We start from the raw sequence: 15768 nt of genomic DNA, 5'->3' as shown, positions 1-15768 counted from the left end.
CTGCTGATAGTTGACTTAAGCTCACATGTTGCTGACATCTTATCGATTTTTATCCCCACCTGCTTGCGCTATTTTCACTGCATTGTTTTCACTGCAATGTTCGATAACGCACTCAGAGGTCGCGATGAATCAACCTGTAGACGTATCCCAGAGCCTGCCCGATGCCAACGGTTTGTTTGGCAACTTTGGCGGCCGCTTTGTCGCCGAAACCCTGATGCCGCTGATTCTTGAGCTGCAAGACGAATACACCACCGCCAAAAACGATCCCGAGTTCCAACGCCAGCTGGCCTATTTCCAGGGCGACTATGTCGGGCGGCCAAGCCCGCTCTACTTCGCTGAACGGCTGACCGAGCACTTTGGCGGGGCGAGCATTTATCTCAAACGCGAAGAGCTGAATCACACCGGCGCGCACAAGATTAACAACTGCATCGGTCAGGTGTTGTTGGCTAAGCAGATGGGCAAAAAGCGCATCATCGCGGAAACCGGTGCAGGCATGCACGGCGTTGCCACCGCTACCGTTGCGGCGCGCTTTGGTTTGCCGTGTGTGATCTATATGGGCGCAACCGACATCGAACGCCAGCAGCCCAACGTATTCCGCATGAAGCTGCTGGGCGCGGAAGTGATCCCCGTTACCTCGGGCACCGGTACGCTAAAAGACGCCATGAACGAAGCGCTGCGTGACTGGGTAACGAATGTCGACGACACCTTCTACATTATTGGCACCGTGGCTGGGCCACACCCGTACCCCGCCATGGTACGCGATTTCCAGGCAGTGATCGGTCATGAAACCCGCGCCCAAATGCTGGAAAAGAAAGGTCGCCTACCGGACTCGCTGGTGGCTTGCATTGGTGGCGGTTCAAACGCCATGGGGCTGTTTCACCCTTTCCTGAATGACCTCAACGTGAAGATGATTGGCGTGGAAGCGGGTGGCAAGGGCGTTAAAAGCGGCCTACATGCGGCCAGCCTGAACGGCGGCACCCCCGGCGTGCTGCACGGTAACCGCACCTACTTGCTGCAAAACGAAGATGGCCAGATTATCGACGCTCACTCGATTTCCGCCGGGCTGGATTACCCTGGTATCGGGCCAGAGCACGCATGGTTGCACGAGCAGGGGCGTGTCGAGTACGTCTCTGCCACTGACGATGAAGCGCTGGAAGCTTTTCAGGTCTGCTGCCGCCAGGAGGGCATTATTCCCGCCCTGGAGACCGCCCATGCCCTGGCCGAAGTGGCCAAGCGTGCCCCCAGCCTGCCCCGCGAGCACTTAATGGTGGTCAACCTCAGCGGCCGGGGCGATAAGGACATGATGAGCGTCGCCCATCACCTGGGTGAAAAATTCGGGGTTAAACAGCTATGAGCGCGACACAGGAGAACGTCATGACCCATACCTCTCGTCTTGAATACTGCTTTGCTTCCCTCAAGCAGCAAAACCGCCCGGCGCTGGTCAGCTACCTAACCGCTGGCGATCCTGATGCCGACACCTCCCGCCGCCTGTTGCACGGGCTGCCAAAAGCGGGGGTAGATATCATCGAACTCGGTATGCCGTTCAGCGATCCAATGGCCGATGGTCCCGCCATCCAGAAAGCCGCGCTGCGTGCCTTGAATAACGGCCAGACACAAGCCAAAACGCTGGAAATGGTGCGCCGCTTCCGTGAAGAAGACAGCACCACGCCCATTGTGCTGATGGGCTACTACAACCCCATTTACTGCTACGGCGTCGAGCGCTTCTTGACCGATGCCGCCAAGGCCGGGGTCGATGGCCTGATCGTGGTAGACCTGCCGCCCGAGCACGACGAAGAGCTCTGCCAGCCAGCGGCGCAACACAACATCGATTTTATTCGCCTGGCCACGCCGACCACCGATGCCAAACGCCTGCCCAAGGTGCTGGCGAACGCCTCTGGGTTTATCTACTACGTTTCCGTTGCCGGTGTCACTGGTGGAAGTGCACCCACGCCAGAACGGTTGGAAGGCGCAGTAGCCGGGCTTCGTGAACATACGGAGCTGCCCATCGCCGTTGGTTTTGGCATCCGTACTGCCGAACAAGCCGCCACCATTGGCCGCTTCAGCGATGCGGTCGTCGTGGGCTCAGCACTGGTTGACTGTATCGAAAATGCCAACACGCCTGATGAAGCCGTTGAGCGTGTGCATGGTCTGGTAAGTGAACTGGCGCAGAGTGTCTGGGCGTGCCGAAAATAGGCTATTTCGGTGGCGCGGCTTTATAGATCCATGACCATCTCGTGCCATGCCATACTGCCATGATTGGAGTCTGAAGGTTTCACGTAGCGATACCCCATGCGTTTGTATAGTTCGACGTGACGCTCCTTACACATCAAATGAATCGTCTGTTTGCCCAGCGCTTTCATGTGCTCGACGAAGGCTCGCATCATCTTTGATGCGTAGCCCATGCCCTGGTACGCGGGGTCTATCACCACCGACATGATGACCACGTTGGGCGCCTTGGCATCATGGCCCTCCAGTTCCTTGAACGACTCGTCGGACATCACCACTTTATGCGCGCACCCGCTGTTGATGAAACCGATCACTTCTTTGTCCAGTTCCAGGACACGAAAGCCTTGCGGGTACTGCTCGATGCGTGTGGCGATCTTTTCCTGGGTGGCTCCCTCATCGCCTTCGTAGGCGGATTCCTCGATTCGGTAGCAGCGCATGGTGTCGGCTGGTATGGCGTTTCGGAAGATAGGTTCGTTCATGGTGCAGGCTCCTTTTCTGCCAGTCGGCGGGTTGGGTAGCAATTCGTTGACAGAATGATAAAGAAAACCAAAGATGTATGTCCTGCATTCTATTCAGGTCTTTATGCAGCTTATGCACTCCACTCTGCGCCGCCTTGATCTCAATCTGCTGTTGGTTTTCGATGCGTTATTACGTCATCGTAGTGTGATTATGGCGGCCGACGAATTGTCGATGAGCCCCTCGGCGTGCAGCCACGCCCTATCACGTTTGCGTGACGCCCTCGCTGACGAGCTGTTCGTCCGCACGGGCAACGCCATGCAACCCACGGCGCAGGCCGAACTGATGGCCGATGGTGTTTCAGACGCACTGCATATTTTGTCAGACCGGCTCATTGATAGGTCTCCATTTTCGCCCGCTACCAGCGAGAAAACCTTCGTCTTCGCGGCCACCGATTACACTGCCTACGCAGTACTGCCGCTGCTGGTCGCTCGGCTGGAGCGTCTGGCACCGCATCTGCATCTCAAGGTGATCTATGCCACCCACCATGACTCGCTGGATGAGCTGCGCGAGGGGCGAATCCATTTTGCGCTGGGCGTTTCGCACGGCCAGGCGACGCTGCCGGAGGGGGTAGCGGCATGTGATTGCCTGAGTGATGACTACGTGGTGATTGCACGCAAAGGCCATGAACGGATCGGCGATTACTTATCGCTCGAACGGTACCTGGCCGAACGGCATATCGCCGCTCGGCCCTGGGAAGATGCAAGTAGCGTGATCGACGGCGCTCTGGCACAGCTGGGGCGACAGAGAGATGTAGCCGTGCAGTTGCCAAGCCTCATGGCCGCGCCCTATATCGTTGCCCAGTCGAATTATCTTTTTACGTTGCCGCGTCGGGCCGCTCTGGAATGGGTCAACACGTTGCCGTTTATCGTGCATGACGTCCCCTTCGAGGCACCTCGCTATACGCTGCGCATGCTTCATCATGTCCGTCACTCAGGGGCACCAGGTCACCGTTGGATACGCGAACAGCTGATGTTGGCATTGGATAATGCGTCAAGCGAACCTTCCGATGCCTCGATCATTTAGCCCTTAATCGCGGATGATGAAGACGGTACCATCATGGTGGAGGAAAACGTGGAGCGGAGTATCGGGGAAGGTCTGAAACCCCAGGCCGCTGCCCATCAGCCTATGTAGGCAGTGTCAGACCCGATCATCGTCACGGTAGTGGCATGGTTTGGTCTGCCGTGTGTGATCTACATGGGCACCACGGACATCGAACACCATTGGGCTGTTCTACCCATTCCTGGATGACCCGAAGGATCACATGATCGGTGTGGAAACGGGCAGCAAGGGTACCCAAAGTGGCCTGTACACCGTCAGCCTGGACGGCTGGAAAGCTTGGCGGCTAGTCTAGGTGGATCAGGAGTGAAGTAACTGTGAATACTAATGCGAGCTGAAAGGAGTGCTTTGATGAACCTAACCACGCTGCTGTTGTTTATCCCTGCCTGCTTCGCCCTCAATATGGCGCCGGGGCCTAACAATTTGCTGTCACTGACCAATGCCAAGCGCTATGGTGTTAGGGCTGCTTGTCTTGCAGGTATTGGGCGGCTGGCAGCCTTTGTTGGCATGATTACGCTTGCTGCGACCGGCTTGGCTACGCTGCTTTACACCTCTGAAAAGATTTTCCTAGTCATCAAGGTAGTGGGTGGCCTCTATCTGTTATGGCTGGCGTATCAATTATGGGGTGCCGACAGCACTGAGAGTGTTGACGGAGACACTCAGCCCAAGAGCCTATTTGAGCTGGCGCGACAAGAGTTCCTGCTTGCCGCCGGTAACCCAAAAGCCATCCTGATTTTTACCGCATTCCTACCGCAGTTTGTGGAGCCCAGCGGCAATGTAGGGCAGCAGTTTATAGTTCTAGGTGCGCTGTTTTTGCTGCTGGAATGGGTAGCGATTGCCGGTTACGCCTATGCAGGCAGCTTTTTAAGCCACTGGTTTTCACGCCCCGCCATGCGGCGTTTATTCAACCGCTGCTGCGCAGGCTTATTAGCCAGCGCAGGGGTAGGACTGCTATTGGCTAAGAAAGAGTGAAACGTTGTTGCGATTGCTGGATGCTCGTTAAGAACTTTCTTCTTAGCGAGCGATAATTTCTGCGCGAAGTACCTTCTTCCCCTGAAGCCCTTACCCTCACTACTTGATGTGCTTTTCCGAGCGCTGGTCAGGTGAATGAATAACCTTTTTTCGCAAACGGCTTGCTTGTCACCGCTTGGTGATATAAAAAGTCACCAATCGGTGACAAGGTGATGTGTTGGCGACTCATGATGACAGCCTGCTCGTTGGTTAACCCTACGGGATAGTCCTGTTAAATAGCCTGGAAGATAGTATCTGGGTATTTAGCGAGTTATTGACGCAAATAGTCTGGAGTAATTCGGAATGGGTGATCGTAAACAGTCCGAACAGCGGTTAATTCGCGCGGTAGGTGACATTGTTGCTAAACAGGGCTTTAAAAGGCTGGGGGTCAACGCCGTGGCACGTGCGGCAGGCGTGGACAAAGTGCTCATCTATCGATACTTCGATGGACTGCCAAATCTACTTAAAGCTTACGGCGAGAGCGGAGATTTTTGGCCGGGGATTGCTGAGGTGCTGAATGATGATCCTGCCGCTATAAGCTTGCTTCCCATTCAAGCGCGCTTGGAACGCGTGATCCTGGGATTGCTAAATGCACTTCGCGCCAGGCCGCAAACTATCGAGATATTGGCTTGGGAAATGGTGGAAGACAATGCCTTAACCCAGGCGCTGGCCAACACTCGCGAACGCTGGGGGCTAAAGGTGATTGAAGCCATCTTTCCCGATGCAGAAGAGTATTCACAAGATGTCTTGGCGCTGGCGAATGTGCTGGTCGCGGGCATTCAGTATCTGATGATCCGTGCCCGTCGCGATGCAGCTTATGGGGGACTATCACTACATACAGAAGAGGGCTGGATGAGAATTCAACAAAGTGTGTCACTAGCTTGCCGAACCGAAGTCGAACACTCGCTCTCTGCAAGACAGCCAAGCCGATGAAAGCGACGATGGTTGCGGGGTTTGCCCTGATCGGTTTCGTAAGCGTACTGCTCCTATGTATTGGCTTCATCATGGATTTTCGATCCTTCGATCAGACTCAGGGCGGTTACGAACCTCCTTACACTGACTTCACCGGCCAGCCGATACACTGGCAAGAGCTTGATACCACGACAGTGGGCATGGTCCATCGCGGTTATGTGGTAGACGTTCTGATCAACTGCCGCTCGGGTATGATGACGTTTGATGTGTTTGGTATGGAGATCCCGTGGCGTAGCTTTTCTGAACGTGCCTTAGTGGTGCATAAACCACGGGATGCCTGCGAAGAGCGGGGATTCTCACCCAGGTTTTAAGAGAAAACTCTCAGCAGATGGCGAATCTGATTAACTAGTAGCGAGCTAGAAACAAGTGGCCTATTCAGATGCAGAAAGAGACGCCTTGTTGAGCGTGAAGGGCGTTGGCCCCACCGTCATCAAGCTGGAAAAATAGCCCGCAATCTAAGTTAGCCATTGCGAGAGCCCAGCAAGGGCGACAAGAAGCGGTGATATGGTAGCAATACCAAGTTAATAAAAAATCGATTTTTTTTGTTAACTGAATCTTTTATGGCTGAAGTGAACAAAATATTTAAAGGCGAGGCGTGCTGAAATGAAATTCAGAAGCACAAGCGGTACCACTATCGCACTCGCTCAGTTGCTTGTTGTAAAAGGCGCAGTGGCCGAAAATCTTGAAATGCACCTTACCTATATTCAGCACGCCGCCGAGCGAGGGGCTGATCTAGTGGTGTTCCCTGAGCTTTCGCTGACCGGTTATGAGCTTGAACTACTAGAACAGCTAGCGTTGCCGAAAGATTCAGAGGTGTTCGGCACACTTTCCACAGCCGCCGTTGCCCATAATATCGTCGTGATAGCAGGCTGCCCGCTCGTTAGTGAAGGCAAAAAACCGCAGATAGGGGCGGTTATCTGCTTTCCCAACGGCGAGCGAGCATTCTATGCAAAGCAATACCTGCACGAAGGGGAAGCGGTTTACTGTTCGACTGGCAATGAAAGTTATCTATTTACGGTTAACGGTACTCGAATAGCCTTGGCCATTTGTGCAGACTTCGCCAATCCCTCCCATTCAGAAACGGCTGCCGCCCAGCAAGCGGAGGTATATATCGCCAGCGCGCTGATATCTGAAGCAGGGTACGAGGTCGATGCACAGCTACTTGCCTCTATGGCGAAACGCCACCAGTTCCCGGTGCTACTTGCTAACTACATTTCCAACACAGGTGGCTGGCAAACCTGCGGCAAAAGCGGCGTCTGGAAGGTAGATGGTGAACTCGTGATCACGGCTGACGGCACTGAAGCCTGCATTGTGATTTGCGCTATAAACGGAGGCGCACTCGGCGCCTCGCTAGTGACCAATTTACCTATCGAAGACAGCTACCCAGTGGGCTAGCCCGCCCGCTTTATGATGGGTGCACGTCAAGCGAATCCCTCGGTGCCTCGCGGCGGTCGTTCATTCCGTAGTCCCGGATGACGGAAGCGACGCGGAGCCGGTAGTCGGCAAAGATATCCTGCCGGCCCGATTTCTGGACGGAACGGTGAGGTTCGAACGTGCGCCACTGCTTCACGGCTTCTTCGTCCCGCCAGAAGGAGAGCGACAGGATCTTTCCAGGATGTGTGAGGCTCTCGAAGCGCTCAATCGAGATAAAACCGTCGACGCCTTCCAGGTGTTGGCTCAGTCCGCTGGCAGCGTCCAGGTAGTCCTGTTTCCGTTCCGAATGCGGTAGCACTTCAAATATCACGGCGATCATAAAACACTCCACGGATAGACAGATTCAACGCCCAGTGTGCCGTCCACCACCTCAACGAAGCTGCGCTCCTCCTTGAGAATAAACTTCTTCTCTTGAGCCATGGTGAAGTTCGCGTGCCCGCCTTCGTCAGACTTCAGCCGGGCACGGTAGGCCTCATAGGCAGCCAGGCTATCGAATGCGATTAGCCCCCAGGCAACATTGTTAGTGCCCTCGTAGGGAAGAAAATAACCGATAAGGTGGCCACCGCACCGGGGTATGATTTGCCCCCAGTTCTCGGCGTACGCCTTGAAAGCGTCGCGTTGGAAAGGATCGATCTCGTAGCGGATAAAGCAGGTAATGCTCATAGGGGTATCTCCTTTGAACGGTAGCTAGGACGATACCGCGTTGTCGGCCCCTTGTGGTTCGACTAGAATCGAACCATGAGTGAAGGCCCTAACATTGTGCGCGTTGCAGCGCTTATCGGCGATAACGCTCGGGCGGAGGTTCTCTCCGCCCTGATGTCTGGTCGTGCGCTGACAGCGACCGAACTGGCGGACACGGCCGGTGTTACCAAGCAGACCATCAGTTTTCACCTTGGCAAGCTGCTAGACGCAGGGCTGATCACGGTGGAGCAGCAGGGCCGTCACCGCTATTTCCGGCTGATGGGGCCGGAGGTGGCCAGTCTCCTGGAGTCGCTGATGGGCCTCGCTTGCCGCAGTGAGGGGAACCGTCTTGTTACAGGGCCACGAGATCCCGCTCTGCGCAAGGCCCGTATCTGTTACGACCACCTTGCCGGGGAGTTGGGTGTTTCAGTGTATGAACAGATGCTGCGAACGAACATCCTTTATCACCACCCGGGCGGGCTACAGCTCACTGAGCAGGGAAGGGTGTGGTTTAATCAATTTGGTATCGATACAGACGCGCTTGCTTCTTCAAAACGCTCATTTTGTAGGGAGTGTCTCGATTGGAGCGAGCGCAGGCATCACCTAGCGGGCGCGCTTGGCAGTGCGCTGCTTACCCGAATTCAGGCGCTTGGCTGGGCGAAGCGAGAAAAAAATTCTCGCGTTATCGTATTCAGCGCCCAAGGGGAGAAGTTGCTGTCGGCAATGCTCGCACCGCAGAGTGCGCCAACGGTTTCAGCCCAACAAGCCGCTGTCACCTTTTAAGATTCTATAAAACTGAGAGAAATAATGGGAAAGCTCTTTTCACTGATTATATTGTTAGCGCTTGGCTATGCCGGTATTTACTTCTATTACGGCGTTGTCGTTGAACGGGAAGTTCAGCAGCAGTTGGATGACCGCGGCCTCACCGCAGTTAGCGTGGATAACATTGAGTATGGTGTGCTGGCGCCCATTAACACGACTGCGAATATTGAAGTAACCGTCACCTATCGCGGCTCTCAGGCGACGCTAGATTTGATAGTGCAGGGCCATCCCTTATTCTCTGATGAAGTAAGTGTCGAATTCGACGGCTTACAAGCCCTGCGACTGGGGATCAATTTCGGGCAGTAAGTGGTACCCACACATGCTCAACACCAATCGAAAGCGCCACGGCCACCAGCAAAGCTGCCATCAGCCAATTAAAGCCCTTAACGATAGCAGGGCTTTTAATACGGCTGCCTACGGCGCTGCCAATCACGATATAGCTACCGGGTGCGCCCGCGGCTAACAGCGACAGCCCGAATGCCCAAAACACCAAGCTAAGCCCATGAATGTCAGCGGCAGGAAACTGCAATGTGGTAATAGGCAGGGTGGCCACAATGGCTTTGGGATTAAGCAGCTGCATGACCAGCCCATCACGATAACTGACTAGCCGCGGGGCGTTGTCTGGCTCGCTTATATCAACACTTGAACGGGCAATTTTGCTCGCGAGATAAACAATATAGGCGCAGCCCAAGGCGCTCACCACGATGAGTGCTTCATCATCGATCCATGCAGCACCCGCCCAACCTAATACTAATAAGTACGCCAGCATCGCAGTACCCACGCCAAGGCAAAACCCAATCGACTGCCTGGCTTGCCCATTGATGCCAATATTCAAGCCAAGCAGATTCACAGGCCCAGGCGAATACATAGCGCCTAGGGCATAGGCGACAATTCCTAACATGGTTAAACCTCTATGCTGGTATTTAGGTGTAAGAGCCTGTACGAAAAGTCGGCGAGCGCAGGCAGTTTTCGTGCAGAGCCTAGCGTGCGATATCACGCTGGTACTGATGGGGCGTCATGCCATAAATTCGCTTAAAGCGGCGATTGAAATGGCTGAGGTCGGAGAACCCATAGCGCAAAGCGACCTCTGTTAGAGAAGCGCCTAGGTCTAGCGCCGAACGGGCCGCATTGATTCGGCAATTAATCACATACTGATGCGGCGTAATGCCGTAATGCTGACGAAACAGGCGTAAGAAGTGGTACTTGGAGATATGCGCCGCTTGGCTGATGTCATCCAGGGAGATATCCGTATCCAAGTGGGCGTGAATATAATCTTTCGCCAGGCCCAGCAGCGCATCGGGGCGGGTGAGCACCTGGTTGGGCTGAGAAATCCCGCCGAGTTGCACAGTACGCTCGATTACCTGATAAAGCGCATTCTCCTGATCGATACAGCTACCAGAGTGAGAAGTGACTAAGCGCGCCAGTTCCAAAATGGCATTGCGTAGCCGAATGTCCTGAACAAGAGTGTTATTTGAGCGAAAGTCCGCCGTGCGCTCGTGGCCCAGAGCATCAGCAAACAGGGCATTAACCTGCTCGGGATGCGCATATACCATCAGGTAATCCAGTGAGCGCTCTCCGCCCGGTTGGCCGTCGTGAACTTCCTCTGGGTTGAACAAGATAACGTTGCCCGGTGGGCTACGATGAAACTGCCCGCCGCTGAAGAAATCCTGACGCCCCGCCAGCGTAACGCCGAATGCATACTCCTCGTGGGCATGGCGGTCGTAGCTGAAATCCTCAATAGCAGCGTGAAGCACCGTCAGCGTTGGCACGTGCTGGCTCTTGATGAATTGAAACCGGCTTGCGTTACTCATGCCGCCCCTCCTGATTAGTCACACTACAAGCTTATGCCACCACTGCACCCTAATGCTTGTACATAATTGCTAATCGGCTGCGGGGCAGAGATTGGTGAGCTGTGCTCAGAAGATGGGGGATGGCTGCGTGCTGCTATACCCGGAGGTACAGCCAGGTCTCCTGGCTCATGGCTACAAAATAGCCCCTCCAAAGAGGGACTATTTGCCGGTCAACGAATGCCACCCACACACAGGTATTTGATTTCCACGTAGTCATCGATACCGTACTTGGAGCCTTCGCGGCCGATTCCCGACTCCTTGACGCCGCCGAAGGGGGCTACCTCGCTGGAGATGATGCCCTCATTGAGACCGACGATACCGAAGTCCAGAGCCTCCGCCACTCGCCAGGAGCGGGCGAGATTCTCGGTGTAGAAGTAACTGGCCAGGCCGAAGGGGGTATCGTTGGCAAGGGTGATGGCATCTTCCTCGCTATCGAAACGGATCAGGGGGGCCACTGGGCCAAAGGTTTCCTCGTGCATCAGCAGAGCATCTCGAGAAACGTCAGTGAGAATTGCTGGGTTTAGGAAGTTGCCGCCGCGTGTGTGAGCAATGCCGCCTGTCAACAAGCGGGCGCCTCCCTTCAGGGCATCGTCGATATGCTCCTGCACCTTGGCGACGGCACGCTCGTCGATCAGCGGCCCGAGCGTTACTCCCTCCTCAAAACCGTCACCCACCGAAAGTGCTTCTACGGCGGCCTTAAGCTTGCCGGCAAACGCATCGTAGACACCGTTCTGCACCAATATCCGGTTGGCGCAAACGCACGTCTGGCCGGTATTGCGGAATTTGGATGCCATGACACCATCTACTGCCTCGTCCAGATTGGCGTCGTCAAAGATAATGAAGGGCGCATTTCCCCCCAGCTCCATGGAGACCTTCTTGACAGTGTTCGAGCAGCGCTGCATCAACTGTTTGCCGACTTCGGTGGAACCGGTGAAGGTCAGCTTGCGCACTGCTGGGTTGTCGGTCAGCTCGTTACCGACTACCGATGCCTGCCCGGTGACGATATTCAGTACCCCCTTGGGGACGCCCGCCTGCTCGGCCAGCTCAGCCAGTGCCAGGGCGGAAAAGGGCGTCGCGCTGGCTGGCTTGATCACGATGCTGCAACCCGCTGCCAACGCGGCACCTGCCTTGCGGGTGATCATGGCGTTGGGAAAGTTCCAAGGGGTAATGGCGGCGACCACACCAATCGGCTGCTTGAGCACCAGTGTTCGTCGGCCTTCGCCTGTGCTGGGAATGATGTCGCCATAGACACGCTTGGCCTCTTCGGCGAACCACTCAATGAAAGCCGAACCATAAGCGATCTCGCCGCGCGCCTCGGCCAATGGCTTGCCCTGTTCGAGGGTCAGCAACTGTGCCAGGGCCTCTTGCTGTTCCATGCACAGGTCAAACCAGCGCCGCAAAATGATGGCACGGGCCTTGGCGGTCAGCGCCGCCCATCCGGCGCCCGCTTCCTCGGCAGCCTGAATGGCTGTGCGAACTTCCTCTGCGGAGAGGCTAGGTACATGGCCGATGAGTTCACCATTGGACGGGTTATGCACCGCCACGGTACGGCCGTCGCTAGCCGAGACCCAGGCCCCATTGATATAACACTGCTGGCGTAGAAGGGTAGTCGATTGGTTCATGTCGATTCCTGTCTTTGCTGTTATGGAATAGTCAGGCTGGTGGATCAGCTCGCGTTCAATAGCCGCGCTTGCGGTCGACGACGCCAATCATTTCGTGACCTGCCTGATGCCGGGCAATATTGTCCAGCAGCATCATCACGGCACTTTCCGGTTGGGTCATGCTGGCCACATGAGGCGTCAAAAGAACCCGGGGATGGTGCCACAGGGGGTGATCCGCGGGTGGTGGTTCCGGCGCGAATACATCCAGCACGGCGGCAGAGAGCTGACCGCTGTCCAGGGCGGAGAGCAGGTCGCGATCCACTAGGTGAGCACCGCGCCCCACGTTGATCAGTGACGCACCGCGCGGCAATTGAGCAAAAAGCCTGGCATTGAGAATGCCTCGGGTGTGGTCGGTCAGCGGCAACAGGCAGACAAGGATATCGCTGCCAGCGAGGAAGTCCCCCAGCGCTGCCTCCCCCGCATAACACTTCACGCCAGGGAGTTCGCGAGCAGTGCGGCTCCAGCCACGACAGTTGAAGCCTAACTCCACTAGATGCTGCGCCACCGCTGCACCCAACTGGCCAAGGCCCAATATCCCCACACAGCATTGCGCGGCCGGGCGCACCCGCCATGTTTTCCAAACGCGCTCACGCTGCTGGGTGATGTAACTCAATAAATCCCGATGCAGCCCAAGCACGGCCATCGCCACGTACTCCTGCATGGTGGCAACGATTCCGGGCTCCTGCATGCGCACGAGTGGCACATGGCTGGGCAGAGTATCCAGGTCAAACTGGTCGACACCCGCGCCGAGCGAGAAGATCACCTCCAGATTGCTGAAGCGTTCCAGATCCTCGATTGGGGCCCAGGTACCCAGATAGCGAACATCAAGGGGATCTCCATAGTCTGGCCAGTGGTGAAATGCCATGTCCGGTGCGTGCAGGGCGAACAGCCGCTCCCACTCTCGCCCTCGTTCGGGATCCGCGTTATAAACGAAACTCATGCTGGTTCTCCCATCATCCCAAGGCTTGGCTGGCCAGGGCATAACGTTTGGTAGGGCCGCTCCTTGGAAGATCGCTTCCCGCGACCATCTGAGGAATGCGATCGACCTCGCTAATACCGATCCCGTCAAGCCAGGCGGCCAGGTCGGCATCCAGGGTGTCGAGCCTCACGAAGCTGTTAGAGTGTCGGACCAGACAGGCTTCGGTCAGGCACTTGGCGGCGTCATGCCCATCCGCCATGACTGGGCCGATGACGTATCCACGGCCAAAGTCGCGACAAATTGCGGCGCCACTTAATTGGCCATCATCCTGTTCCAGCACCAACGCCTCACCCTGTGCCAGCAGGCTGGAAAGCAGTGCTTGGCGTGGGCTGCCGATAGCCTGTTCATCCAGGGCAATTACTGCCTCGTAGTCGCTCGCACGAAAGGCCCGCAGCAAAGTGTGGGGCGGCAAAGGGGAAAGCACGTGCCCCGCCATCGAGTCGGCAACCCACCCTTGGCACTGATGCACCCAGGCGGTCTCTTTGAAACCCAGTGAGCGGTACAGATCGGCCCCTGCCTGAGTTGCGTGCAGCTCAATGCGTGTGGCGGTGATGGCCTCCAGTAACGTCTCCATCACCTTTCGGCCCAGCCCCTGGCGCTTGTAGTCCGGTGATACGATGACCAGCCCCAGTGTTGCCAGCCTGGCCTCGAATGACCAATGCATCCCGGTGGCAACGAGCTCACCGTTGTGAACACCAGCGACACCACTGCCCAGCGTCAGCAACCGCTTCCAATCGCATCGCCGATGGGGCCACCCCACGGCGTTGGAGAGCTGGACGGCCTGGTCGAGGTGGCGCTCCTCCAGGGGAAGGAAGTCGATATTCATGCCGTTGGCTGCCTGCGTGCCAGCACAAGCAGCAACACCAGTGCGAAGGAAGCGGCTGTCAGCAAGGTGCTGATGGCGGCGATGGTCGGGTCGATTTCGTCGCGCAGCGCAGTGAACATGCGCACGGTCAGCGGCTGGTTCTGTCCACCCGAAATGAAGAGCGCCACCATGGTTTCGTCCAGCGCCTGGATGAACGCAAAGATCGCACCGGTCATTACGCTAGGCATGATCTGCGGCAGGGTGACGCTCATGAACGCGCGGAAGCGGTTCATGCCAAGGCTTCTAGCCACCATCTCCTGGGTCTGGTCGAAACCGTGCAGCCCTGCCGTGACGGCGGTGATCACATAGGGCAGCGCCAGCATCACATCCGCCATGATCAAACCGGGAATGGTATAGAGCATCCCCGACAAGGCGTAGATGAAGAACACACCAGTGGCGACGATGATGATTGGCACGATCAACGGCAGTAGAAGTACGATCTTCAAATAACGCATAAGCCAGTGGGACGAGTTATTGATGGCATAGGCAGCTGCCACGCCAATCGGTGTGGCGATCAATGCCGTGGAAAACGCCACGATCAGACTTGTCTTCGCAGCAGACATCCACCCTGGATTATTGAAAAAGGTTTCATACCAGCGAAATGAGAAACTGCTGGGTGGAAAGGACAGAAAACGGCTGTCCGAGAACGACATGGGGACGACAATCAGCAGTGGCAGGATCAGAAAAATCAGCACCAGCGCCACATAGCCAATAAAGCTTATTCGGCTCAAGGATAGTTTGTTCATTTTGCACCCAGTATCTTCTCGAGAGGGACGAGTCGGCTCACTACGTAGAAAATGGCCAGCACGCAGATGAGCAGCACGACACTGACTGCACTGGCGGCACCCCAGTCGCTATAGAGCTGGATGTTGCGGCTGACCAGCATCGAGGCCATGACCGTGCGCCCTCCACCCACCAGCTCGGGGGTGATATAGAAGCCGAGGCACAGCACGAACACGAGGGTCATGCCCGCCAAAACCCCGCTGAGAGAGAGCGGGAAGAACACCCTCATGAACACATGCAGGGGAGTGCCGCCGAGACTGGCACCGGCTTGTATCAGATCGCTGGGAATTTTCTGCATGGTGGCATAAAGCGGCAAGACCATGAACGGCAGCAGGATATGCACCGTGGCAATGATGGTGCCCAGCTCGTTATGCACCAGCGCCAGCGGTGCATCGATAAGGCCTACGCCCAACAGGGATTCATTCACCACGCCTGAGCGTTGCAGCAGGATCAGCCAGGCATAGGCCCTCACCAGAACGCTGGTCCAGAATGGCAGAATCACCAGCGCCAATACCAGCATCGACCAGCGCCGTGGCAATATCGACGCGGCATAGGCAATGGGGTAACCCATCAGCAGCGCCAGCAGCGTCACGATAAAGCTGATGCGAAACGTGACCCAGAACGTATTCCAGTAAATACCTTCCGTGAAGATTCGCTGATAGTGCTCCAGAGAAAAACCGTCGGCATAGAACGATTGACCGATCAACCAGCCAAGGGGGATGAGGAGCAGCACGAAAACCACCAGCACGGCGGGCGACATCAGGAGCAGCATGAGCGCATGCTCGCGCCGCCGATAGCCCAGTGACGCATCCCGGTGACTAACGTGAGGGTAATTATTGTTGATGGCGGTCGCTTTCAAAGGATGTCTCCTATCGGGAAATCGACAAGCGTTGCCGTAACTCGTAGGCG

The 15768-nt window shown here is 56.2% G+C and carries 19 protein-coding genes; 9 read left to right on the top strand and 10 right to left on the bottom strand.

All coding sequences use genetic code 11. The annotated features are described in order from the left end of the window. Positions 1 to 124: 124 nt before the first annotated feature. Complete coding sequence (trpB, locus tag RO22_RS09690; RefSeq protein ID WP_041158232.1) at positions 125 to 1354, top strand: tryptophan synthase subunit beta; 1230 nt, start codon at positions 125 to 127, stop codon at positions 1352 to 1354. 20 nt (positions 1355 to 1374) lie between these two features. Further along, on the top strand, positions 1375 to 2193 hold the full coding sequence (gene trpA, locus RO22_RS09685; RefSeq protein ID WP_041158231.1) for a tryptophan synthase subunit alpha: 819 nt from the start codon (positions 1375 to 1377) through the stop codon (positions 2191 to 2193). 20 nt (positions 2194 to 2213) lie between these two features. Here the strand turns inward: trpA and RO22_RS09680 are convergent, their stop codons facing one another. Then, on the bottom strand, positions 2214 to 2705 hold the full coding sequence (locus tag RO22_RS09680; protein WP_041158230.1) for a GNAT family N-acetyltransferase: 492 nt from the start codon (positions 2703 to 2705) through the stop codon (positions 2214 to 2216). Positions 2706 to 2778: 73 nt separating this feature from the next. Between RO22_RS09680 and RO22_RS09675 the strand changes: the two genes are divergently transcribed. The 5 genes from RO22_RS09675 to RO22_RS09655 all read left to right on the top strand — a co-directional run bounded on the left by RO22_RS09675 (position 2779) and on the right by RO22_RS09655 (position 7179). Next, positions 2779 to 3768 carry a LysR family transcriptional regulator gene (locus RO22_RS09675; protein WP_041158229.1) on the top strand — a complete coding sequence of 330 codons (990 nt, stop codon included), beginning with the start codon at positions 2779 to 2781 and terminating at the stop codon, positions 3766 to 3768. Between the two features lie 384 nt (positions 3769 to 4152). Continuing rightward, entirely contained in the window at positions 4153 to 4773 is a 621-nt protein-coding gene (locus tag RO22_RS09670; RefSeq protein WP_041158228.1) for a LysE family translocator, read from the top strand. A 342-nt stretch (positions 4774 to 5115) separates the two neighbouring features. Then, complete coding sequence (locus tag RO22_RS09665) at positions 5116 to 5745, top strand: TetR/AcrR family transcriptional regulator (protein WP_052475589.1); 630 nt, start codon at positions 5116 to 5118, stop codon at positions 5743 to 5745. Further along, positions 5742 to 6095 carry a hypothetical protein gene (locus RO22_RS09660; protein WP_041158227.1) on the top strand — a complete coding sequence of 118 codons (354 nt, stop codon included), beginning with the start codon at positions 5742 to 5744 and terminating at the stop codon, positions 6093 to 6095. Before RO22_RS09665 ends, RO22_RS09660 begins: the two co-directional genes overlap by 4 nt. Before the next feature lie 292 nt (positions 6096 to 6387). After that, on the top strand, positions 6388 to 7179 hold the full coding sequence (locus RO22_RS09655) for a carbon-nitrogen hydrolase family protein (RefSeq protein ID WP_041158226.1): 792 nt from the start codon (positions 6388 to 6390) through the stop codon (positions 7177 to 7179). Between the two features lie 10 nt (positions 7180 to 7189). Here the strand turns inward: RO22_RS09655 and RO22_RS09650 are convergent, their stop codons facing one another. Together RO22_RS09650 and RO22_RS09645 are read right to left on the bottom strand one after the other, a co-directional pair. After that, on the bottom strand, positions 7190 to 7537 hold the full coding sequence (locus RO22_RS09650) for an antibiotic biosynthesis monooxygenase family protein (protein WP_041158225.1): 348 nt from the start codon (positions 7535 to 7537) through the stop codon (positions 7190 to 7192). After that, positions 7534 to 7881, bottom strand: coding sequence for an NIPSNAP family protein (locus RO22_RS09645; protein WP_041158224.1), 348 nt, complete (start codon positions 7879 to 7881; stop codon positions 7534 to 7536). Before RO22_RS09645 ends, RO22_RS09650 begins: the two co-directional genes overlap by 4 nt. Before the next feature lie 75 nt (positions 7882 to 7956). On the opposite strand from RO22_RS09645, the gene RO22_RS09640 reads away from it, so the two are divergent. Both RO22_RS09640 and RO22_RS09635 read left to right on the top strand, forming a co-directional pair. Next, positions 7957 to 8682 carry an ArsR/SmtB family transcription factor gene (locus tag RO22_RS09640; protein WP_041158223.1) on the top strand — a complete coding sequence of 242 codons (726 nt, stop codon included), beginning with the start codon at positions 7957 to 7959 and terminating at the stop codon, positions 8680 to 8682. A gap of 24 nt (positions 8683 to 8706) precedes the next feature. Beyond that, positions 8707 to 9027, top strand: a complete 321-nt coding sequence (locus tag RO22_RS09635) for a hypothetical protein (protein ID WP_041158222.1) — start codon at positions 8707 to 8709, stop codon at positions 9025 to 9027. Here the strand turns inward: RO22_RS09635 and RO22_RS09630 are convergent. From RO22_RS09630 to RO22_RS09600, 7 genes are all read right to left on the bottom strand, one after another. Further along, entirely contained in the window at positions 9011 to 9622 is a 612-nt protein-coding gene (locus RO22_RS09630) for a LysE family translocator (RefSeq protein ID WP_041158221.1), read from the bottom strand. The genes RO22_RS09635 and RO22_RS09630 overlap by 17 nt on opposite strands. Before the next feature lie 79 nt (positions 9623 to 9701). Then, positions 9702 to 10532, bottom strand: coding sequence for a helix-turn-helix transcriptional regulator (locus RO22_RS09625; protein WP_041158220.1), 831 nt, complete (start codon positions 10530 to 10532; stop codon positions 9702 to 9704). Between the two features lie 209 nt (positions 10533 to 10741). After that, entirely contained in the window at positions 10742 to 12193 is a 1452-nt protein-coding gene (locus RO22_RS09620) for an NAD-dependent succinate-semialdehyde dehydrogenase (protein ID WP_041158219.1), read from the bottom strand. 55 nt (positions 12194 to 12248) lie between these two features. Continuing rightward, entirely contained in the window at positions 12249 to 13172 is a 924-nt protein-coding gene (locus tag RO22_RS09615; RefSeq protein ID WP_041158218.1) for a 2-hydroxyacid dehydrogenase, read from the bottom strand. 13 nt (positions 13173 to 13185) lie between these two features. Continuing rightward, positions 13186 to 14037 carry a GNAT family N-acetyltransferase gene (locus RO22_RS09610; protein WP_052475588.1) on the bottom strand — a complete coding sequence of 284 codons (852 nt, stop codon included), beginning with the start codon at positions 14035 to 14037 and terminating at the stop codon, positions 13186 to 13188. Beyond that, positions 14034 to 14822 (bottom strand): ABC transporter permease, encoded by a 789-nt coding sequence (locus tag RO22_RS09605; RefSeq protein WP_041158217.1) that lies wholly within the window; start codon positions 14820 to 14822, stop codon positions 14034 to 14036. The genes RO22_RS09610 and RO22_RS09605 overlap by 4 nt, the downstream gene beginning before the upstream one ends. Next, complete coding sequence (locus tag RO22_RS09600; protein WP_052475587.1) at positions 14819 to 15718, bottom strand: ABC transporter permease; 900 nt, start codon at positions 15716 to 15718, stop codon at positions 14819 to 14821. Before RO22_RS09600 ends, RO22_RS09605 begins: the two co-directional genes overlap by 4 nt. Between the last annotated feature and the right edge of the window lie 50 nt (positions 15719 to 15768).

The sequence above is a fragment of the Halomonas sp. KHS3 genome, assembly GCF_000830495.1.
Lineage (GTDB): Bacteria > Pseudomonadota > Gammaproteobacteria > Pseudomonadales > Halomonadaceae > Vreelandella > Vreelandella titanicae.
Note: the sequence above shows the minus strand (reverse complement) of the source record. Positions and strands in the feature narration are given on the sequence as shown.